Source organism: Flavobacterium hibernum (genome assembly GCF_000832125.1).
Classification (GTDB): Bacteria; Bacteroidota; Bacteroidia; order Flavobacteriales; family Flavobacteriaceae; genus Flavobacterium; species Flavobacterium hibernum.
Genome location: NZ_JPRK01000011.1, coordinates 208,460 through 231,421, shown reverse-complemented (window position 1 = coordinate 231,421; position 22,962 = coordinate 208,460). Strand labels below are relative to the sequence as shown.

At 32.2% G+C, this 22,962-nt stretch carries 17 protein-coding genes; 8 read left to right on the top strand and 9 right to left on the bottom strand.

Features of this window, described 5'->3' with window-relative positions:
* Window positions 1-7: 7 nt before the first annotated feature.
* The 3 genes from IW18_RS13845 to IW18_RS13835 form a co-directional block, all read right to left on the bottom strand.
* Window positions 8-346: a T9SS type A sorting domain-containing protein gene (locus IW18_RS13845; protein WP_041518472.1), complete on the bottom strand. Its 339-nt coding sequence runs from the start codon at window positions 344-346 to the stop codon at window positions 8-10.
* Between the two features lie 108 nt (window positions 347-454).
* Complete coding sequence (locus IW18_RS13840; RefSeq protein WP_041518471.1) at window positions 455-1,636, bottom strand: hypothetical protein; 1,182 nt, start codon at window positions 1,634-1,636, stop codon at window positions 455-457.
* 220 nt (window positions 1,637-1,856) lie between these two features.
* The gene (locus IW18_RS13835) at window positions 1,857-4,628 is read right to left on the bottom strand and encodes a TonB-dependent receptor (RefSeq protein WP_041518470.1); all 2,772 of its coding nucleotides are present in this window, start codon (window positions 4,626-4,628) and stop codon (window positions 1,857-1,859) included.
* A 233-nt stretch (window positions 4,629-4,861) separates the two neighbouring features.
* Here IW18_RS13835 and IW18_RS13830 point away from each other — a divergent pair, with 233 nt between their 5' ends.
* From IW18_RS13830 to IW18_RS13820, 3 genes are all read left to right on the top strand, one after another.
* Entirely contained in the window at window positions 4,862-5,545 is a 684-nt protein-coding gene (locus IW18_RS13830) for a response regulator transcription factor (RefSeq protein ID WP_041518469.1), read from the top strand.
* A gap of 221 nt (window positions 5,546-5,766) precedes the next feature.
* Entirely contained in the window at window positions 5,767-6,846 is a 1,080-nt protein-coding gene (locus tag IW18_RS13825; RefSeq protein ID WP_041518468.1) for a sensor histidine kinase, read from the top strand.
* Between the two features lie 169 nt (window positions 6,847-7,015).
* Complete coding sequence (locus tag IW18_RS13820) at window positions 7,016-8,311, top strand: porin (RefSeq protein ID WP_041518467.1); 1,296 nt, start codon at window positions 7,016-7,018, stop codon at window positions 8,309-8,311.
* A 2-nt stretch (window positions 8,312-8,313) separates the two neighbouring features.
* Here IW18_RS13820 and IW18_RS13815 read toward each other — a convergent pair whose 3' ends face one another.
* The 3 genes from IW18_RS13815 to IW18_RS13805 form a co-directional block, all read right to left on the bottom strand.
* Window positions 8,314-9,384, bottom strand: coding sequence for a glycosyltransferase (locus IW18_RS13815; RefSeq protein WP_041518466.1), 1,071 nt, complete (start codon window positions 9,382-9,384; stop codon window positions 8,314-8,316).
* Between the two features lie 231 nt (window positions 9,385-9,615).
* The gene (locus IW18_RS13810; protein ID WP_041518465.1) at window positions 9,616-10,170 is read right to left on the bottom strand and encodes a hypothetical protein; all 555 of its coding nucleotides are present in this window, start codon (window positions 10,168-10,170) and stop codon (window positions 9,616-9,618) included.
* 63 nt (window positions 10,171-10,233) lie between these two features.
* Window positions 10,234-13,665 carry a hypothetical protein gene (locus tag IW18_RS13805; protein WP_041518464.1) on the bottom strand — a complete coding sequence of 1,144 codons (3,432 nt, stop codon included), beginning with the start codon at window positions 13,663-13,665 and terminating at the stop codon, window positions 10,234-10,236.
* A gap of 172 nt (window positions 13,666-13,837) precedes the next feature.
* On the opposite strand from IW18_RS13805, the gene IW18_RS13800 reads away from it, so the two are divergent.
* Complete coding sequence (locus tag IW18_RS13800; RefSeq protein ID WP_041518463.1) at window positions 13,838-14,899, top strand: helix-turn-helix domain-containing protein; 1,062 nt, start codon at window positions 13,838-13,840, stop codon at window positions 14,897-14,899.
* A gap of 113 nt (window positions 14,900-15,012) precedes the next feature.
* Entirely contained in the window at window positions 15,013-17,190 is a 2,178-nt protein-coding gene (locus IW18_RS13795) for an outer membrane beta-barrel family protein (protein WP_041518462.1), read from the top strand.
* A gap of 286 nt (window positions 17,191-17,476) precedes the next feature.
* On the opposite strand, the gene IW18_RS13790 is transcribed toward IW18_RS13795, so the two are convergent.
* Window positions 17,477-17,704: a DUF5808 domain-containing protein gene (locus tag IW18_RS13790; protein ID WP_041518461.1), complete on the bottom strand. Its 228-nt coding sequence runs from the start codon at window positions 17,702-17,704 to the stop codon at window positions 17,477-17,479.
* A 170-nt stretch (window positions 17,705-17,874) separates the two neighbouring features.
* Between IW18_RS13790 and IW18_RS13785 the strand changes: the two genes are divergently transcribed.
* Window positions 17,875-18,225, top strand: coding sequence for a helix-turn-helix transcriptional regulator (locus IW18_RS13785; protein ID WP_041518460.1), 351 nt, complete (start codon window positions 17,875-17,877; stop codon window positions 18,223-18,225).
* 883 nt (window positions 18,226-19,108) lie between these two features.
* Here IW18_RS13785 and IW18_RS13780 read toward each other — a convergent pair.
* Both IW18_RS13780 and IW18_RS13775 read right to left on the bottom strand, forming a co-directional pair.
* Entirely contained in the window at window positions 19,109-20,368 is a 1,260-nt protein-coding gene (locus IW18_RS13780; protein ID WP_041518459.1) for an aspartate kinase, read from the bottom strand.
* Between the two features lie 120 nt (window positions 20,369-20,488).
* Window positions 20,489-20,977: a GNAT family N-acetyltransferase gene (locus IW18_RS13775; protein ID WP_041518458.1), complete on the bottom strand. Its 489-nt coding sequence runs from the start codon at window positions 20,975-20,977 to the stop codon at window positions 20,489-20,491.
* Window positions 20,978-21,149: 172 nt separating this feature from the next.
* Between IW18_RS13775 and fbp the strand changes: the two genes are divergently transcribed.
* Together fbp and IW18_RS13765 are read left to right on the top strand one after the other, a co-directional pair.
* On the top strand, window positions 21,150-22,157 hold the full coding sequence (gene fbp, locus IW18_RS13770; protein ID WP_041518457.1) for a class 1 fructose-bisphosphatase: 1,008 nt from the start codon (window positions 21,150-21,152) through the stop codon (window positions 22,155-22,157).
* Between the two features lie 143 nt (window positions 22,158-22,300).
* Window positions 22,301-22,789, top strand: a complete 489-nt coding sequence (locus tag IW18_RS13765; protein ID WP_123902546.1) for a hypothetical protein — start codon at window positions 22,301-22,303, stop codon at window positions 22,787-22,789.
* Window positions 22,790-22,962 lie beyond the last annotated feature (173 nt).

The following is a 22,962-nucleotide window of genomic DNA, read 5'->3' as shown; positions in this document are numbered from 1 at the left end:
ATATGTTTTATCGAATGATGAGCTTTCGGGTTGCAGTAGCGTTTTCTTCGCTTATTTTGATGATATAAACGCCAGGAACTAAATCAGAAACGTTTAATTCTCTTGAAACGATATGTGTTTGAAGTACTTTTTTACCTAATACATCAAAAACAATAATTTCTTTCTCTAAATCATTTTTAGATGAAATATATACTTTTCCGTTAGTAACTGGATTAGGGTACAAGCTTAATCCCTCAATGGTAGTTGCCTCTTGAGGTTTTGGTAATTGCTTACTCTCTTGTGCCGAAACACTTAGAGTAAAGAAAAATGCCAATAAGAAAGTAATATAAAAGTAGTTTTTTGCCATCGCATGAATTTGATTACAGTAAATATACAAAAAAAATACAAAAACTACGCCAAAAAAAAACATCCTAAATATTTAGGATGTTTTTTAACATTTTATCTTTTTAACTAATTAGAAACCTACTGACCATCCAGCAGCCCATGTTGGTTGAGCAATACCGTTTCCTGCTCCAGTTGCAGTTGCAGATTCAGTGATTACACCAGTTACACTAGCAGAAGTTCCGTCTGTTTTCTTTCCTTTAGTTTTTGTAGGTACATCAGCAAGAAATAAGATACTTGAAACTTTTAAATCTGTACCAACAAAAGCAATAGTTTCGTCGTTTTCAACATCAACACCAGTTGCCCAAGCAGTTACTACTACGTTAGAGATTTTAGCTTTAGTTCCTCTTCTTAATTTGATAGCTTGGTTTTCAGCGAAGTTAGCAACAGCTGCAGTACTTCCAGGACCAACAAGAGTTAAGTTTGTGATAGTTGGGTTAGAAATTGGTGCAAAAGCGTATCCAAATTCAAAGTTATCAGCTTCAATTCCTCTGTTTCCTTTTCCGAAATCTAATTTACCATACCAGTTTTCGTTTGTTCCACTCCAACCTTCAGTCCAGTCAAATTGGTCATCTTCGTTACCGATAGAGATTAAGTTTTTAGTATTTACAGTTCCTCCGAAGAATTCAAATCCGTCATCAGCACCGTAATAAGCTTGTACATTTTCAACAACTGTACCTGAACCAACTCCAAAGAATGAAAGTCCGTTGAATTCTTTTTCAGTATTGAAAGCAGCACCAGCGTACTCAATTCTTAAATACTTAATAGAACCTGAATTATCATTAGCAATAGTTCCACCATAAGTCAATTCAGCAACTTCAGATGTAGCTGTAGTAGTTTTACCATTATCACGGTTGATTGGTGCTTTTCCGCAAATTACCAATCCACCCCATTTACCAGCAGCTTTAGTTGTAGCAGTCATGATAACTGGTTTAGCAGCTGTACCGTTTACGTTGATTTTTCCTCCTTGAGCAACAGCAATGTAAGATGCAGTTCCGCCTGTTCCTTCAATTACAGTTCCAGCAGGAATTGTCAAAGTAGCACCATTTTCTACTCTAATACCGCCAGTTAATTTGTAAGTTTTAGTTGCATCAAGAATTACTTCGCCATCAGTGATTTTTCCTTGAAAGTTAGCAGGATCTGCTGTAAACGAAGAAGTAGGTTTTTTTCCATTATCGTCATTAGAAGAACAGCTTGTAAGCAAAGCTCCTGATAATGCAAAAACTGTAACGAAATTTAAAATTGATTTTTTCATAATCGTTTTAATAATTTTTTTGTGTGTGTTTAATTTCTTGTTGCAAAGATGGATTAGAAATCTTTTTTAGATGTTAAGCAAGTGTGATTGTTAGTTTAATAAAAAGCGGTTTTTATATTAACTAAACGTTAACAGCTTAACACGTTGTTTATAGTCGAAGATGCGCAAAAAAAAAGACAGCTCTAAAGCTGTCTTTTACTAATTAAAAGGTATGTCTTATTTAGAATTCATAACTAAATTGCAAGCTTAGGTTTAATCCTTTTTTGTAACTTAAAATGTCAACATCTCCAGATTGGTTTTCCTGAACTCTTTTTATAGTTGGATCAAGAATGTTTTTTACAACTAAACCAAGGCTATAGTTTTTGCTAAGTTTAGATTTTGCAATAAAATCTAATGAACCCGCAGCTTTGTCAACTAAGTCACCTTTTTGAAGCGTACCAATTGCATTAACTCGATCAGAGAAATAATTGTAAGCAATGGTTGTTGTTAGGTTGCTTTTTTTGTCATTCCATTCATTGTAGAAAGATAAATCTGCATTTAATAACAAAGGAGAAGCTCCTGTAAATTTACCGGTTGTATTGGTAAAAGTAGTTGGGCGTGATCCTTCTGTTTCTTCCTGAACTTTTTCGTTGTCTAATTCTTGTTTGCTGTATAAATACGAAACGTTAATTCCACCACTTAATTTTTTAGTATTTTCACTATCAAAAGTAAAAAGTGTTTTCTTGTATTCTAACTCAGCTCCTGCAACATAACCATAATCTCCAGAGTTTACGTAAGAGATGTCATTTGTAGAAGAGTTGATAACCACTTCATTGATTGGGTTTAAGATATATTTTCCAAAACCTGTAACAGAAAGAACTTCGTCGCTGTTAGGGAACATCTCCCATTTTAAGTCAAAGTTGTAATCATCTGAAGCATATAAGAATGGGTTACCAATTTTTGCTTGTAAAAACTCTTCATAAATAAAAGGTGATCTTTCTTTGAACTGTGGAAGAGTATAAGTTTTACTGAATCCAAAACGTAAATTTTGTTTTTCGTTAAGTTCGTATTTCAATACCAAACTTGGCAAGAAAGCTGTTTTTTCTAATTTATCGCTTCCTCCAGCAGGATCTAATTGTGTACTCCAATCAACATTTTGTGTGATAACTTCAGCTCTTAATCCTAAAACTGCAGTTAATTTGTTGAATTTATATTCTGTATTTAAATAACCACCATTGATAGTTAAATCTCCACTGTATGTTTGTGGATCAAGTGCATTTGGAACTTCTGGTCCTCCACGGAAAGTTGAAATCGTGAAGAAGTTGTTGTTCAAATTTTGTTGATTGTAAAATAAATCCAGGTTGTTAGGATCTACGACATCACCAGTGTGTGAAACAGGGAATGTTGTAGTTTTAAAGTTGAATTGAGTTGCCTCGAAATCTCTGTTTTTAAATCTTCCGTTGTAACCTACAGTAAATTTTCCTTTATAATCTCCATCTTCATTTTTGCTGAATTTGTAGTTTACAGATAAATTTGCTGCCAATTCGTTTTCCTTCAAAGTTTGGAAATAACGGTGATTATTAGGAGCAGATTGAGAGTTGATTACATATCCCTCAGGTAAAAGATTCATTGTATTATATGTTCTGTCTGGAATGTCTTGTTTTACAGTGTTGAAAGAACCTCCCCAGTTAAAAGTACTTCTATCGCTTAATTTATGTTCTCCCAATAATTGGTTTACCCATAAAGCTGATTTCTCGTATTCATTTCTTCTGATGTAACCGTTTCCTTCGTTTGCTAAGTCAACAATGTATCCTCTTGATTCTTCTTTTCTTTGTGTAGAAGTATTGATATACAAACTATTGAAGTTGATTTTGTTTTTGCTGTTGATTTTGTATCCAACATTAAACATTCCGGTAGTATTAGTGCTGTACGCAAGATAGTTGTAATCTAAATCTTTTCCTGCAACACCAGCTGCATTAACACTTCCTTTAGCAACACCTTCTGTTCTTGAAGCATAATCGTTTGTGAAAGATGCGGTACCAAAAATGCTTATTTTTCCTTGTTCACCAACGTTGTATGAATCACCGCCTGAAATTCCGAAAGAACCTGCAATTGGTGTTTTTTTGTCAAATTGTAAAGAACTGTAATTGTATTCTGTTAAAGGATTATTTGGAATCGAAGCTTTACTGAATCCAAAAGCATTTGGTCCTTTTTGCAAAGTAAAGTTATTTTCTCCAATAGCATTTGTGTTGACTTTTGATTCAAAATCAACTTTGAAGAATCCGTTTCCTTTGTAGTCTTTTGAAACGATATCAACATTTCCTCCGGCGAAATCTCCAAAGAACTTTCCGTTGTATACTTTATCAATAGAAACATACTCAATAATGTCGGTTGAGAAAATGTCTAAGTTGATGTTTTTCTTTTCAGGATCGTTTGAAGGAATTGGAAGTCCGTTCATTGTTGTAGAGTTGTAACGATCACCTAAACCTCTCACGAAAATGTTATTAGTTCCTTCCTGTTTTGTAATACCGGTAGTTTTAATAACCGCATTGGCAACGTCACTTACTCCTTTTTTAGAAAGTTCCTGCGCACCAATCGATTGTTTTATATCAACAGCATTTTTTTGTTCTAATAGTAAAGCAGATTCCTTTTGTCTGTTTACAGCTGATGATTTTACAACAACATCTTTTAGAGTAAAACTTCCTGATGAAAGAATTTGATTAACTGTAATAGTTTCGTTTGCTTTTACAGTTACTGGTTTTTCAACAGATTCATATCCAACGAAACTAAAAATAATAATGTAATTTCCTGGATTTACGCTTAACGAATATTTTCCGTCAATGTCAGTGTTCGCACTTGTATTAGTTCCTTTTACTAAAACATTTGCGAAAGGTAAAGCTTGATTGTTGGTTTCTTTGTCGGTTAATACACCAGAAATCGTACCTTTGTTTTGCGCGATCGAAATCGTACAAATAAATAATGTAATAAATAGAAATTTTAAATTGAATTTCATTTTTGTGTTGTGTTTGATTTATTTTTGTGCAAAGAAAGAAACGCCGTGTAAAGTTCATGTTAGGCACTTGTTATGTTTTTGTGTCTTGTAGATTATCAAATTGTTACCAGATTAAATTACCGTTAACCGCAATTTTTAACGGTTATTTTGTTAGTATATTTACCCTGTGAAATAAAAAACATCGAATGTTTAATGAAGAAAATTTGATGTAAAAATCTCAATTTTTGCTATTTATGAAAAAAACACAAACCAAGATTTTATTAGTTGACGATGAACCAGATATCTTAGAAATCGTTGGCTATAACCTTGCTCAGGAAGGCTACCAAATTGTAACAGCTTCGAACGGAAAAGAAGCTATAGCAAAAGCTCAGAAAGAATTGCCGGACTTAATTATTATGGATGTAATGATGGCGGAAATGGACGGAATGGAAGCTTGCGAACACATCAGAAAAATCCCAGAATTAAATAATGTTATCATAACATTCTTGACAGCCAGAAGCGAAGATTATTCTCAAGTTGCTGGCTTTGATGCAGGTGCAGATGATTACATCACAAAACCAATAAAACCAAAATTATTGGTAAGCAAAGTAAAGGCTTTGTTAAGAAGGTTAAAAGAACAAGAAGTTGTTAGCGATACCTTAAACGTTGGCGGAATCGAGATCAACAGAGAAGAATATAAAATCATAAAAGGCAATGTAGAAATTGCTTTACCAAGAAAAGAATTCGAATTATTTTACTTGTTAGCATCAAAACCAGGAAAAGTTTTTAAAAGAGACGAAATTCTTGATAAAGTTTGGGGTAATGAAGTTGTAGTAGGAGGAAGAACAATTGATGTTCATATTAGAAAACTACGCGAAAAAATAGGCGAAGACCTTTTTAAAACTATAAAAGGTGTTGGTTATAAATTTGAAGTTTAGACATTCAATAAATATTTGAACCATATAAGTGATATAAGTTCATTTAAATTATAGTACAACATACTTTTCGTATCAAAGTTTATCTTTGTCAAAGTTTAAAACTTTGACAAAGATTTCTTTTTTTAAGTTCTTAATGTAATCCATACAATTGCGCTTTGCTTTAAATGAACTTATATCACTTATATGGTAAAAATAAAATCTCTTAATGATTAATAATATCAATGAAAATTAATTTTAAAAAAACATACAAATTTGCTGTCAAGTCGGCATTATATATAAGTCTTTTTGCAACAGGATTTGTGCTGATATTGATGTCTTTATTGTATAAAAATCAATTAGAACATCAAATTGCATTTGGAATAATTTTTCTGATATCAATTTATATATTCGCTTTTTTGGTTTTACAATATCGTGTCGAACGTTTTATTTATAGAAGAGTAAAGAAAATCTACGATGAGGTTTCGTTATTAGAATCAACAACACTTATCAATCAGCCTATTACTACAGATATGGAAACGCTTTCGCGTGAAGTGAAAAAGTTTGCAACAGATAAAAAGCTTGAAATTGAAATGCTTGAAATTCGTGAACAATATCGAAGAGAATTTTTAGGAAACGTTTCGCATGAACTTAAAACACCTTTATTTACGGTTCAGGGTTATGTATCAACTTTGCTTGATGGAGCAATGGAAGATAAAAACATTAGGAAAAAATATTTAAAACGTGCCGAAAAAGGTGTAGAACGTTTAATTTATATTGTTGAAGATCTGGATATGATTACCAAATTAGAATCGGGTGATTTAGATTTAAACATGACTGATTTTGATATTGTCGAATTGATTCAGAATGTTTTCGATTTGTTGGAAATGAAAGCTGACAAGAAAAAAATCAAATTGGCTTTTGAAAGTAAAAATGTCAAGTCAGTTATTATTCGTGGAGATCAGGATAGAATTCAGCAAGTGCTCGAAAACTTGATTGTAAACTCTATTAAATATGGTAAAGAAGGCGGATTAACCGAAGTTGGAGTTGTAAATCTAACTAAGAAAAAAGTCTTAATCAGAATTAGTGATAATGGAGAAGGAGTTGAAAAACAAAATATTCCAAGACTTTTTGAACGTTTTTACAGAGTTGATAAAAGCGGAACGCGTTCTGAAGGTGGTTCCGGTCTAGGATTAGCAATAGTAAAGCATATTATTGAGGCTCATAAAGAGAAAGTATATGTGGAAAGTGAGTTTGGAATTGGTTCTGAGTTCTCTTTTACGCTTGAAAAAGCATATAAAACAGTAAAATTAGAAGTTAAATAATTGTAATCAGGTTTGAGTTGAAACCACTAAAACAGTGCGTTTTAACAATTACCAAACCTGAGCTAAAACTTCGTAACATTAAATTTTTATTATAGTAACATCCTGTTAATGATTTCTTAACATAGGAGAGTCATCTTTGCACCTTGAAATTAAGGGAATTATAGAAAGGATGATAAAAAGAAAAATCTTAGCCGTTTTATTGCTCATAACTTGCGCTTCAAATGCACAAGAATTAAGTAAGTCTGATGTGAAAAAAGAAGTAGTTCGTCTTCTTGATTCAATCAACAAAGCTAAATTACCAGATACACAATCAGGAGCAGGTACCGCAGAACATTGGTATGATAGAATATCTTTAAGAGGTTATGCTCAAATTAGATATAATGGTTTGTTTTCGACAAACGATAAAGTTTCCTGCGAGCAATGTGATAAATCTTGGGGAACAACTTCGACAGATCCAGATGCAAAATCCAACAACGGACTTTTTATCAGACGTGCACGTTTAGTATTTTCAGGGCAGGTTCATCCAAATGTTTTTTTCTATTTTCAGCCGGATTTTGCCAGTTCACCTAGCACCGGAATCCAGAATTTTGTTCAAATTCGTGATTTATATTTCGATCTTTCTTTTGATAAGAAAAAAGAATATCGCGTTCGTATTGGTCAAAGTAAAATACCTTATGGTTTCGAGAATATGCAATCCAGTTCGCAACGTTTGGCTTTAGATCGTAATGACGCAATGAATAGTGCAATATTAAACGAGCGTGATTTAGGGATGTTTTTTTATTGGGCTCCGGCCAAAATTAGAGAGCGTTTCGCCATGTTGGTAAATGATGGTTACAAAGGTTCAGGCGATTATGGAGTTTTTGCTTTTGGGGTTTATAACGGACAAATCGCTAATAAACTAGACGGAAACAGAGACTTAAATGTTGTAGCCAGAGTTACATATCCGTTTGTTATTGGTAGTCAAATCATAGAACCGGGAATTCAGGCGTATACCGGAAAATGGGCTTTTACAGGCGAAATTTCACCTGGAGTAAAAGTTGATGATCCGCAATATGTAAAAGATCAGAGAGTAGGAGCAACATTTGTACTGTATCCAAGACCTTTTGGAATCCAAACCGAATATAATATTGGTAGAGGACCTCGTTACAATACCTTGACCAATACTGTTGATGAAACAGATCTAAACGGTGGTTATGTGTTGTTCAATTATAAATTAGACTTTAAAAAACAACATATTTATCCTTTTGCTAAATTTCAATATTATGATGGAGGAAAAAAATATGAAAAAGATGCCAGAAGCTATGTTGTTAGAGACTACGAAATTGGTATAGAATGGCAACCGTTTAAAGCTTTCGAGCTTACGGCAGAATATGTTATTGCAGATCGTACTTTTGAAGACAGCGCGCTTCCAATAAACAGACAACAAGGAAATTTATTGCGATTGCAAGCGCAGTTTAATTTCTAAAATTAATCCTCAAAAACTGAAAATAGAGAATCCCAATCTATACTTTCGTTAAATTGAGTTAAACCTTTAAACGACTTTACTTTTGAAAGATCTTCAATGGTAAAGTCGTCTTGCATTGCGTACGGTACCAAATTTTCTTCCTGAAGTTTTATCGCCAGATATTCTTGTTCATATTGACCAGGTGTTGGAATAAAAAAGGCTTTCTTGCCCAATTTAGCCAAATCCATTACAGTAGTATAACCAGAACGGCATAAAACAAATTCACTCTCGTTAAACGTTTGTTCCAGTTGCTTAGAATTCATGAAATTGTAATAAGTCACGTTACCAGCTTGCCATTTGTTTTGAGTTTTCTCAACAATACCTTGTACAAAAACCACTTTACCCTTAAAATTAACCACTTCTTTTTGAAGTTTTTCATCCAAAAAAGTACGTTGAGGTTCCGGTCCTGACAAAATAATCATTAGATCATATATTTTTGGAGTTTCCTTTTTACGCATTCTGCTCAAAGGCCCAATATATTTTAAGTTAAGATCATTCGTTTTAAGATGACCAAGTTCTCCTGTTAGATTTGTCTTTTCATTAGTATCAGGAATCCAGCATTCTGTGTATTTTTTTATAATATATTGATGACATTTACTGGTAAACCAAGTCGTGTTTCCAGTCATTACATTCAATTGATGCGTCATAAAAACAGAAGGGATCTTTTTACTAAAAACACCCAATCGGTTATCAGAAATAATTCCGTCAATACCGTGTTTTTTAATCCAGCCTCTCACCATCTTTTTCTCATCCATAATGGCGACGATCATTTTAGGTAAGTTCTTAATTAGTTTCCATTTAAAGTTTTTACCATTCTTTGCATATTCAATATGGTAGGAAGGCAGTTCCAGAGTTTGTATGTATGGAAATTCTTTACGTAATAAAGCCAACGCAATACCATCAGAAGCTATTATCGGAATAAAATTATTTTCTTGCAGCGCTTTAATAATTGGGATGCATCTTGTCGCGTGACCCAACCCCCAGTTTAATGGAGCAACTAAAATTGTTTTGTTTGCAGAATAGTCAATGCTCATAGTTTAACGCTTTTTAAAAACGAAGATAGAGAAATATGTTTTCCGTGTTATTTCGAGCATATTACTAAATTATTAACTCTAGATTTTTTTTAAGGTTTTAAGGCATTGAGTGATTATCCCGAAGTTTCGGGACTAAGGTTTTTTGGATTGAACAAAAAAAGCCGAACGTAAGTTCGGCTTCAAAGTTTTATGTCTTAGCACCTTAGTATCTAAGTGCCTTAGTACCTTTTATTAATCCTGAATATAGGTTTTATTACCATTTTTATTAATGTAGTATTTACCACCTTTTGGGCCAGTATATACTTTTTTACCGTTGTATTCACCTGTAACTTTATCAGCAACTTTTGGTGCTTTTTCGTTGGTTTCTTTTACTGTTTTAGTTGCAGCTTTTTTTGTCGAAGCTGCGTCACTTTTTACAGTTTTTGCAGCTGCATCAGCTTTTGTAGCTGCTTTCTTTGCGTCAGTTTTTGCGCTTTCAGCTTTATCAGTAGCTTTTTTTGCAGTTTTAGTAGCATCGCTTTTTGCTTTAGCAGCATCTTTGTCTGCAGCTGTTTTAGCAGTCTTTGTAGACTCTTTTTTTGCTTTTGTTGCAGCATCAGTAGCTTTGTCTGCAGCTTTTTTAGATTTTGTAGCTTCTTTTTTCGCATCAGCTGTTGCTTTACTTGCATCAGTTTTTGCTTTTTTCGTAGCAGCTTCAGTTTTGCTTTTAGCTGTTTTAGCAGTTTCCTGAGCATAAAAATTACTAGAGAAAACAACTATAAAACATAGCAATAAGAATTTTTTCATAATTTAAAGATTTAAAGTTTCTATTAAAATTAATCAATTTATGAATATGTTTTTCGCAAAGTGTTAAAAATATGCACGAAGTTGTATGTTGCCTGTATGTACCACAGAACCGGTTTCGCTTTTTCGACCTTGGTAATTTAAATTAATATCTAGAAATTGAGTGATATTCTTCTGTAACAGAAGCTTCCATACTAAATTTTGTCCTGCCTGAAGTCCTTCCAGCATTTGAAATCCAACAGAAGAAAATTCATTTCCTGTAAATTTATTTTGATAAAAAGAAAACTCTCCGTTTATCGTTATCTTTTTTTCGCCCGCAAAGGAGAAAGAAGTTCCGAGTCTGTTTTGGACAAGTGTTTCAAAATTCCCTATCTGATTATCTTTGTTTTGAAATTCGTAAAAGAAATCTAAACTCGTATTTTTCGAAAATAAATAACTGATTTTTGGAGCCAATTGATATCCTTTTAAATCATAATTTTTCTCAACAAAATCTTCTGAAACTAAATTTGTTTTAATCGTCTTAGTGAAAAAATTAAACAACCAGCTTTTTTGATACAAGTGTGTGTATTGTAATTGATGTGAACCGTTTTTGATATTTTGCGAACCAATCGAAAGTAGATTTTTACCTTTATTAATCAGATAAGTATAGGTTACAGAATGTTTTTGTTTTCCTCTATTGAAATATAAACTGTTTCTAAAACTAGAATTTAAACCTAGAATATTTTCTTCAGAAGAATCAAACGGATTCAGCTCTAAACGTTCGCCCTGACTTTTTACCTTTCGATCCATAATAAACGAAGTTTGGTTGTAGAAATACGAAATCAGTTTTTTAAAACCTTTCTCATTTTGCCATTGCAACGGATTCAAGGCGACAGATTGGGAAAATTTATTTTGATTGGTTTTGATGTAGATTTGATTGGGTAAAAAGATTCGAATAAATCTTGCCTGATCCGGAAAAGCAGCAATCTCAAATTCTTCTAATTCCTGAATTCCGTTGCCGTTATAATCATTCCATGTATAAACACCTTGTCCCGTTGGAACTTCGATATACGTAAACTCTTGTTGCGCAATAGTTCCGGAACTGGTTTCGTAAGTTGTTCCAATTTGCATCAATTGATTAAAAAAGCGATCGTTGTATAAGATTCTCGAATTTAAAGATGGTTCATTTTTTCGGGACGAATCCGTAAAATCCAAATTTCGATAACTGGCATAAACCGCTAAATCCGTTTTTTTATTCTGAATCAATTTCGATTTCAGATAATAGGTTTGCGAATTGTTTACATGTTGCAGTAATCCGTTTTGTAAACTATCATTTCGACGTTGCAAATAACCAATTTCAACAAAAACTTTAGTACTATCGCCACGACCAACAAAAGCTCCGTATTCTGAAAATCTTTGACTTAAAGCCGAGAACTGATTGGTAACTTTATCTTTTTCCTGATTATCTTCGATTTGCATACTTGCACCAACCCAGTTTTTACCAAAATGATATTTAGTTCTGGTTTGATTTCTAATAAATTTAGAAGTCGAATTTGTTGCATCACTATTCAAAAAACTACCTTGATTTTCTATCGTCCACTTTTTTAATTTGAATAAAGCGGTCGTTGTATGTCTCGATCCCGAATAACTCTCGGAATAATCTAATTTTTCAAATTGATAGGAAAATAAGCCAAGGTTAGTGGTTTCCTTTTTAGCAAACAAATCAAAATTTAGACCTGTAACCAGTAAACTTTGATTGCCATAAAGAGTCGAATTTAAATTCCAATCCCGATTAAATTCAATATTATACAAACGCTCCACCGATCTGAAATTTTCCTGAACAAATTGATAATTTGCAAACCCATCCAAAGTCCACTCGCGGGTAAAAAGACGTTTTTTAATGTTGGTTTTTAGTGCAACACCGCTATTATTACCATCGTCAATCGTAGAAAATAAGTTCTTGTCATTATTACTCATGGCAATTTCAAAATCAACTAACGTTTTTTCGTCAGGATTGTATTTGCCTAAAAAGGTAGCAACCTGAAGTTTAATAGGCGCGACCAGTTGAACAATTGGCTCGTAATTTCCTTGTAAAGTACCATTAATTGGTGCGGCATATTCATAAATGCGTTCGACAGAATTGTTGTTCTTAATGATGTAATTTCCAAGATTTGCTCCAACAAGACTAAATTTTACATTGTATAAAACATTACTCGCGTCAGTAGAGTATTCGTAGATTTCGACAGAATTGTCAATTGTTTTTTTGTATAAAACCTTATTGTCTGCATATTTATCAACATAGGCCGATGGCGCTTTCATTAAACTGGGATCGTCACCGGCCTGACTTAAAATCTGTACCTGTTCTTTAGAAAGGTTTTGTTGTAAAGGCTGGTTTTTCATATCGTTTTCAGAATAAACATAACCACCAAAACTCCAGTTTTTGTTCTCGTGCGTTGCGCCGGCATAAGTTACCAATCGATTGTAATTTCTTTCAGAATATTGATATTCAACATTAATACGCATTTCTGAAGTAATTGTAAAAAGCGATGTAAAAGTGATTTCTCCTGCATTATAATCGATCACATAATCATTGTTTTCACCTCGTTTTAGCAAAACACCATTTACATAAACACGCTCAGATCCGGAAATGACCAAAACATACAATTCGCCATTTTGTCCCTTTAATTTATAAGGTCCCTGATTGCCTTCCTGACCCGTAAAAGTACTTTTGGCATATTGACCTTTTACAAAAGCAACAGAGGCAAAAATGTTGGTTTTACTCTCTTCAGTATTAAAATTAAAACTGGCAGAAAGTCCCTGAACTTTTTTATTGAAATTTAGAAATTGAGTTTTCCTGTTTTCCAGAAAAACATCTCCAGCCCGAATGTTCCAATCATTGCTAAAGATTTCCATGAAAATGTTGTCGAACTGATCTAGCTTTTGCGAATATCCGCCGTCTTGCAACGGAATATTACTATCTTGAAGTGAAGCTCGCAAACTAACTTTGTCTGATATTTTTCCGGTAATCTGAAGATCAAGGTTAGAATTTAAAACCGTATTTTGATTATTTCCAACCGTAACGCCTCGAGTAATACTACCAGAAGTATTCAATCCATCAAACGGAGTCACTTTTTTGGCATTCGTATTATCAATTTTGTATAATTTTTCAGTACCAACATCATTCGTAACAACTTGGTCTGCTTTGTATCGGCTATATTCTTTGGTTAGAAAATCGGGATATTTTAAATAATTTACAATTAAAGTGTCCGAAGTGGAACTTAGTTTTTCATTAAAAAGCAAAGTCCCTTTCTGGAAGTCAATGGTATAAAAACTTGAATTTATAGGTTCGTTTTTAGTGTTTAAAATTTGAAAAAAACTCGAATTAATGCTCACTTGTTCCAAATGAATTGTATCTCGGCTTACAATTACTTTTTTTGTTTTATACGATGATTCTGTTTCCTGAGCCTGAAGACCAGAAAACCAAAATAGCACCGTTAAAAACAGTAATTTTTTCACCATAAATATTTTAACTCTAAAAAGTCAAAAGTAGTATTTATAATTGGGAAAAAAATGAGGCTTTTATGAGAGGTCTATGCAAGAAAATTTAGTCGATAAATTCTGAATATTTATTTGTAAAGGCATAAACATCAATCTTTTTTTTAGCTTTGTGAGGATATAACAAATTAAAATTATGGATACAGGAAAAGAACTTTTATTCTTTTTTAGTGCTTTGGGAGTTTTCAACGGACTTATTCTAGGTGTTTATTTCTTTTTCTTTACCAGAAAAAAATACCTTACCAATTATTTTCTTGGAGCACTTTTATTTGCGTTGAGCATTAGAATAGGGAAATCTGTATTTATATATTTTAATCCCACTTTACCCAAAACGTATTTGCAATTTGGGCTTACAGCTTGTTTTTTTATTGGTCCTTTTCTATATTATTTTCTTAAATCGGCCGTTTCCGAAATTAACGTAATGCCAAGATCGTGGAAGTTTACACTTTTATTCTGGGCACTATTAATAGTTAGTGTTGGAGTTGTTTATCCGTATGAATATTATCCCGAGCTTTGGACCAATTATTTTATAAGGATTATCTATTTTCAGTGGTTTGTTTATGTTGTTCTTTCAGGTTTTTTAATCAAAGAAATATTAGCAAAAATCTTAAATAGAAAGCACAAAACAACGCCTTCGGAAACTTGGTTTGGAATGCTTTTTCTAGGTAATTTTCTACTATTCTTCTTTTATTTTCTTGCAATAGTTAGAGCCCCGGCCGCTAGTTATATTAGTGGAGCAGTTGTTTTTTCGTTTATTTTATATCTAATTATTTCGATCCTTTTATATCGAAAAAAAACCGATGATTTGTTTTTGTTGAATGGACCCAAAAATTCAGGCAAAAAAATAGACTTGGCAGAAGCCACGATTTTATCCGAAAAACTGGAAAAAATTATGCTTGAGAAAGAATGGTATAAAAATTCTAATCTTACTTTACAGGATTTGTCTAAAGAACTCAATATTTCCAGTCATCAGTTATCACAATTTTTAAATAGTAATTTAAATAAAAATTTTACCAGTTTTGTAAATGAGTTCAGAATAAATGAAGCTTGTAAAATCATAACTTCAAATGATAAACTAACATTAGAATCTGTTGGTTATGATGTAGGTTTTAATTCTAAATCGACTTTTTTTTCGGCCTTTAAAAAACATACCGGAACAACTCCTTTAAACTATCAACTCCAAGCTTTACATACGTAGAATCACGTTTGAATTTATAAATCCGTACTCCTGATTTCTATTTGGATTACCTCATGTTGCAATTTACAATAGACTTTTGTGGCAAACAAAGTCAAATTTTAAATTGCCAATTTATGAGATTCCATGTTCCTGTTTTTATTTTTATCTTTTGCTTATTCTTTTCTGTTTTAGAAACAAAAGCACAATCTAAACCAACACTTCCAGAGAAAGTCACAAGTCAAAATAATGAATTGAATGAAGTTGTGATTAAAAGAGACGCTTCACTAGTTAAATATTCTGCAAACGGAACAATCGATGTTAATGTCGCCAATACTTTGCTCTCGACCAGTAGTTCTGTAAATGAGTTGTTGAGTCGAGTGCCAAATGTTATTATTACAGAAGGACAAATAAGCGTACTTGGAAAAGGTGAAGCTATTATTTACCTGAACGGAATATTGATTAATTACGAAAGATTTGCAGCGATACCAGTTTCGCAAATTTCAAAAATTGAAGTGATTTCAAATCCATCTTCAAAATATGATGCCGAAGGAAAAGCAGTAATCAATATTATTACTAAAAAAAATATAGAAAGTGGTATAATGGGAACCGCAAGTCAGCAAGTAACCGTTTCGGAATTTGCAGGAGCAAGTACCAATACATTACTAGATTTTAATTATGCAAAGGGCAAGTTTTCGTTTATTACCAATTACGGATTGCAATTGGGCAAAGGGCGCGAATTATTATACACGACCAGAACGCGACCCAATCCCGAGGATTATATGCGATCTCAATTAACTACAGATTGGAAAAGGCAATTTAATAATTACTCTAATTTTGGGCTTGGATTGCAATATACGTTTTCAGACAAGAATTATATCTCATTGGCATATAGTGGTAATATTCAGGATTTGGGCGGTGTAGTATTAAGTCGAAATTCAATAGAAAACAATGCAGGAAATAGTTTTTATACAACAGATATCGCCAAAAACGATGTCTTACTAAATCAGTTTATTAATTTAAATTATAATGCAATAACAGATCGCAAAGGTTCGTCTTTATTTATTGGAACTCAACATTCTAATTATAACGGAACTGTAAGAGATTTTATTGATGAAAATAGTTTTATTGACGAACTTAACAAAGAAAAATATCTCAAGAATAATGTTGACAATAGAATTAATATTATCAGTATTCAAGCCGATTATTTAAAAAAGATAAATAAAAATTCAAAGCTTGAAACTGGAGTGAAGTTTAGCAATGCAACCATACTATCCGGATCAGACTTCCTGATATCAGATTCAAAAAATGAAGGTTTTGGACTTGATGATCAACTTTCGAGCAATTTTAAATATGTAGAGAAAATTAATGCAGCTTATTTTAATTTTGGAAGTTCATTAGGAGAAAAGTTCAATTTTTCTGTTGGCGCTCGAGCCGAATGGACTAATTATGATTTATATACTACTGCAAACGGAATCCAGCAATTCAAAAAAAATTATGGCAATATTTTTCCAAATGTTTTGCTGAATATGGATATTTCAGATGATTGGAAAGTACATGCGTCTTATGTTTCAAGAATAACCAGACCAAGATATCAAGCCTTAAACCCTTTTGTTATTTATCAAGATCCGTTTACTACAATCGAAGGGAATCCTAATTTGTTGCCAGAGAAAGTTCATGCTTTTGAAATTGGTACATTATACAAAAAGTTTGATTTTAAAATAGGATATACCTATAAAACTGATCCTATTAGTGGAGCAGCTTTACGTGGTGACAAGCCAAATAGTTATATTTTAAGATCACTGAATTTAGACAGAGAACATAGCTTTTTTACATCAATATCAAAAACTTTTACGAAGAATTGGTGGAATTCGACCAATACCATAAGTATGAATTTGACTAAAAGTATAGATGATTTTTACGGATATGCACTAGGCCCGGTCAAACCTCAAATATATCTGTACTCTAACAATACATTTACTATTCCGAACCTTTTTAAAATTCAATTGCTAGCCTGGTATTTAGGTAACAAAAGTTATGGATTGGGTAGTGATAATAGCAGATCGACGGTTACTCTAGGAATTGAAAGGAACTTTTTTAAAGATGCCTTAAAGCTAAATTTTACGGCAAATGATATTTTCCATGATTTCATGGTTTCCGGAGATTATAATGTGGGACAAACCGAAATTTATTATCACAGAACCTACACCACAAACTACTTTAGACTAATTGCAACCTATAGTTTTGGGAATTCAAAAAAGGCAACTTACAAAAAAACAGAAATTGAGCAAACAGAGAATAACAGAGCGCGATAAAGTGCAAACAAAACCAGCTTCACAATTTGAAGAAGTCTAATTCAAGTATTTGATATTTATGCAGGAGCTATTTTTTACTTTTTATTTCAGTGTACATTGTGATCATGAAAATAAGTGCTAAGACAAGTGATGTTCCAGTTTTTATTATTTTATCAGTATGATCAAGATCGAAAAAAAAATGGGCTAAATAAAGACAGCTAATGATGGCTATACTGTATTTGAATATAAAGAATTTCATTTTTTATAGAGGATTAGACGGGGGAGTCGAACCTGTTTTTAAATTTAATTATGTCGTGCTTTCTCCTATTATAAGAAGAATTGTAATGAAAATAATGACAAGAAACACAGAATTGGGATTTGCAAAATTAATAGTCCACCCTAGTTCTTTTATCCTTTTTGGAGGAAACAATCTACTGTCTTTTGGATTGTAGTATAAGAATCCCCAAATCCAGTTGTCTGGATCGTTGTTCCATTCGTTTTGGGTTTCTTGACTCGGCTCAATATCAGTATTCATGAGTTTAATTTTTTTGTCAGTCCAAAATTACCAATTTGTAAGAGTTTGTATTATGTGATTATCGGGTATTTCAATTATGGAGTGTTATTTTTAAAAAATAAATGATTTTTTTGTGAGTATATTTTTATAAATGTGTCCTCTGTTGTTTTATAAGGAAAACTTTATAGATTATGAATATCATTGTAGGGAATAAGCTCAAAACTCTTAGAAAAAATAAAGACCTGTCTCAAGAAGAAGTGGCTGACTTTCTAAACATCTCACAATCGGCTTATGCGCGAATGGAAAGCGGAGAAAGCCATTCTTGGGCAAACCATATTTTAAAAATCTGTGCGATTTTTGATATTTTGCCCGAGGATTTATTAAAAATTGATACTATTGGAGGAAAAGAAAATAGAAAAGAAAAGGCTTTTAAGGTTAATGTTTTTCAACTTTCTGATCAAATAATCGAACAATATGACGAACGAATAAAAGAACTAAAGAAAACCATTAAGGATTTGAAAAAAGAAATGAAAGTATCATGAAGTACGAGCATTTTTTTTTAGGTATTACAAAATCTAAGTTCATTTTAAATTTACATCAGTACGGAAATACTGTAGTGATTTATATTCTCTTTTTATAGAAAATAAAAGTTCTCTGTAGAACAAAAATAAAAGTAATTAATGTTGGAAACAAGGGATTAAAATCAGTTTTGCCAAGTTTATACAATATGCATAACGAAACTGAAAATAAAAGGAATAGGTATGCGGCAAATAGTTTGCTTTTTTCTGTTATCATAAAGGAATTATATTATATGGGAGTAGAATTATTTATAGATTACTAAATATTCGCTGGAAAAATCTTTAAAAAAATTACCCTTTTTTTTCTTTGTGAGTCTTATTATATCTATATGCAAGTGCTATAATTATGATAAGTAGTGTTATTGTTACTGATCCGTTAGTCATTTTTTTGTTTTTTTTATAAAGTTAAAATTACTACCTATTTAAAATAACTCTTATTCGGAAATAGGGTATTTAAGTCTGAATTTGAATATTTAGTTTTTTTTACACCTGTAAAATCTGTTATAAATAATCCATGCAGAACAGGACCCAACTATAATTGGAGATGTTCTAATAAGTAATTCTTTTGTAGAAGAAACTCCTAAAAATAGAACTTGATAAAACCCAAAAGCTATATAACAAATACAAGCGATGAAGTATATTTTTACAAATAATTTACTGGATTTTGACATTAATAAGGGTTTTATTAAAAGATAAAAATACTAAAGATTAATAAAAAGTCTTACTCGATAATCGGTTATTTTGGATTTAAATAAGTATAAACATTAAAAGCAAAAAAGGCTTCACTTTTGGTGAAACCCTTTTTTAGATATTTTTGAATTGAAATAATTAACTTTAAAAAGAAGATTTAGTTAATCTCTTTAGTAACAATTTGCATCGTTTCGCGGCTTACTTGTTTTAATAAAACCTCTTTATTTTCTTCGACCGTTTGAGCAGCTTGTTCCGTAAAATGACGAATTGTATATAAAGTCACATTTTCGTTATAATCTACTTTGAATTTTTTCGAAAGAATCGCGTTCAATTCGTTGAAATTTCCAAATTTATCCTCCACACAAACAGAAAAACTAATTGCTGAATTCTGAATCAAATTTACTTTGATTTTAAATTCATGAAACAAAGCAAAAATCTCGCTGATGTTTTCTTCCATGATAAAAGAAAAATCTATTGATGAAAGCGAAATCAAAAGCTGATTTCTTTTTACAATAAAACAAGGATATTGCGGTTCTAAGTCAACACCTTTAGAAACACAAGTTCCTTTTAATAAAGGGTTGATAAACGATTTTACATACAACGGAATTTCTTTTTTCTGTAATGGTTGTAATGTTTTTGGGTGAATAACGGTTGCGCCATAAAAAGCCAATTCGATTGCTTCGCGATACGAAATCTGATTCAATAAACTTGCATTTTCAAAATAACGCGGATCGGCATTCATAACACCAGGAACATCTTTCCAGATTGTAACACTTTCAGCATTTAAACAATAAGCAAAAATTCCGGCAGTGTAATCAGAACCTTCACGCCCTAAAGTAGTCGTAAAGTTGTTTTCGTCGGCACCTAAAAATCCTTGAGTAATGTTTAATATTTTGCGTTTTACATTTTTGCTAATGTTTTGTTGAGTGGCATCCCAATCTACTTCGGCATCTCTGTAAGTTGCATCGGTTTTAATAAAATTACGAACATCAAGCCATTGTGTTTTAATGCCTTTGTAATTCATAAAATGACTTAAAATTGTTGTCGAAATTAATTCTCCAAAACTTACAATCTGATCGTAAACGAAATTGTAATTTGGGGATTTATTATGAGCCAGAAAATATTCTAATTCAGTAAATAATGCTTTTACAGCAGTAAAAACCTCATGCTTTTCATCTTCAAACAAATCCAATAAGATTTGATTGTGATATTTTTTTATTTCTTGAACAGATGAATTTAACTCTGTCGATTTATCAAAATAATTCTTGATTACAACTTCAAGAGCATTTGTTGTTTTTCCCATAGCCGAAACTACAAGAATTACATCTTCATAACCTACTTTTTGTAAAACGTCGTATACGTTTTTAATTCCATCGGCATCTTTAACTGATGCTCCACCAAATTTAAATACTCTCATGTTTAATTTTAGATTTTTAATTTTAGATTTCAGATTACATGAAGTCTAGTATATCTTGTGTTTTTTTCTGCCACGAACAGAAAATCTTTTTAATCTTAATAATCTGTGGCAAATATATTTTTATAATTTTTCTAGAAACGAATTAATTCCGGCTTCGTCCATTTGTACCACTTGCCATCCGTTAAGGATTTTTGCACCTGAATTTTCGTAAAACTTTACAGCTGGAGTATTCCAATCTAGAACATTCCATTCGACTCTTCGTACATTATCTCTCTTTCCTTGTTGCATAATTTCAGAATATAACGCAGATCCTAAACCAGTCCCGCGCATTTTTTCTTTAACTATTAAATCTTCAAGGTGTATTGTTTTTCCTTTCCAGGTAGAATAGCGATAATAGTACAAAGCAATTCCAACAATTTCTTTCTGTTTTTGATTGTTTTCAATTTCTGCAACAAAAACATGAAATAAAGGTTTTTCGCCAAAGCCATCGCGTACCAAGTCATCAACTGTTATTACAACTGCATCAGGTTCATTTTCGAATATTGCCAATTCATGGATCAATTCTAGAACCGATTTCATGTCTTCAGATTTTCCTTTTCTAATATTCATATATTCTTATTATTAACTACTTATTTTCTCAGAAAGCATTTTTTTATTTGATGCTTACTGCTTTTAATTAGCAAATATACAATAGTGGCAAACTAACAAAATAATTTTTGAATCATTCTCACAAAAAAAGCGATATTTGTGACTTATAATCAAAATCTATAACGATATAGCAATGGAAGAACGCAATAAAACACTGGGAGAGTTTATTATTGAGAACCAAAAAGCATTTCAGTATTCGTCGGGGGAGCTTTCCCGAATTATCAACTCTATACGTTTGGCGGCCAAAGTCGTCAATTATAAAGTAAACAAAGCCGGATTGGTGGATATTATTGGCGCCGCAGGCGAACAGAATATCCAGGGAGAAGATCAACAAAAATTAGATGTGTATGCCAACGAAGTATTTATTCAGACGTTAATTAACCGTGAGATTGTCTGTGGTATTGCTTCAGAAGAAAACGACGAATTTATTACTGTCAAAGGGAGCGACAATAGTAATAATAATAAGTACGTGATCTTAATGGATCCGCTTGACGGATCTTCAAACATTGATGTAAATGTTTCTTTAGGGACTATTTTTTCTGTTTTTAGAAGAATAACACCAATTGGAACGCCGGTAACTAGCGAGGATTTTTTACAACCGGGAATCAATCAAGTGGCAGCAGGTTATGTAATTTATGGAACTTCGACAATGTTGGTTTATACTACAGGTCATGGCGTAAATGGTTTTACATTGAATCCTGCCATTGGTACATTTTATCTTTCACATCCGAATATGAGATTTCCAAAAGACGGACATATCTATTCTGTAAACGAAGGGAATTATGTTCATTTTCCGCAAGGAGTAAAAAATTACATTAAGTATTGTCAAAGAGAAGAAGATGACAGACCTTATACTTCTAGATATATCGGAAGTCTGGTTTCTGATTTTCATCGAAATATGATAAAAGGCGGAATCTATATTTATCCAACCAGTTCAAAAGCACCAAAAGGAAAATTACGTTTATTATATGAATGTAATCCAATGGCATTTATTGCAGAACAAGCGGGAGGGAAAGCAACAGACGGTTTTGGAAGAATTATGGAAATTCAACCAACAGAATTGCATGAAAGAGTTCCGTTTTTCTGCGGAAGTCATAATATGGTAGAAAAGGCAGAGCAGTTTATGGCGGAGGCGGAATAGTTTTCAGTCGCAGTCTCAGTTTTTAGACTCATTCAAACCCGACAGGTTTTTAAAACCTGTCGGGTTTTGTTTTGTGGTGAATTTAATTTAAATAATTTTTGAGAGAAATGGTGTATATTTTTATATATTTAACAAAAAAAATTATGAGGAAATTTACTTTATTTTTTTTATTAGTATTGGGTTTTTTAACTTCTTGTTCTTCTGATTCTGATAATAGAACTGATTTGTATTCATCAATTGTTATAGATGGATTTAGTTTTGAGCCAACTAAAGGAGTTTACTTTAGTCAAAAGGCAAGTTTTGATTCGCAGAAAAGTGTTCGTTTTTTGGTTACAAATGAGAAGAAAAGTGAAAACCTTTATATAGATCTTTCGTTTCCTTCTACACAAAAGAATTTAACTGGCATTTATTCATTTGGACCTGGATCGGCTAATGAACTTCTTGGGTTTTGTGAATTAGTAACCCCAAAAACAAGATATTATATTGGTGGAAATTCAATAAAGGTAACAGATTTAGGAAATAATAATTTTAAGTTTGAATTTATGGGTACGCAAGTCTTAGATGTTGTCAAAAACTATCAGGTGAATTTTGCAGGAGGACTTGAAGGAAAGTTCGAATTACAGGTTAAGTAAAAAAGTTTCAACGGGAGTTTTTATCTAAATTTAGTAATAACATTTTTAAAACCTGTCGGGCTTCTTTTTGCGATGAATTATAATATCACCTTAAAAAACAAAAAAACCGAGAGATTTCAAAGAATCTCTCGGTTTTATATTTTAGTTCCATTTTTAGAATTTCAGTTTAGAAC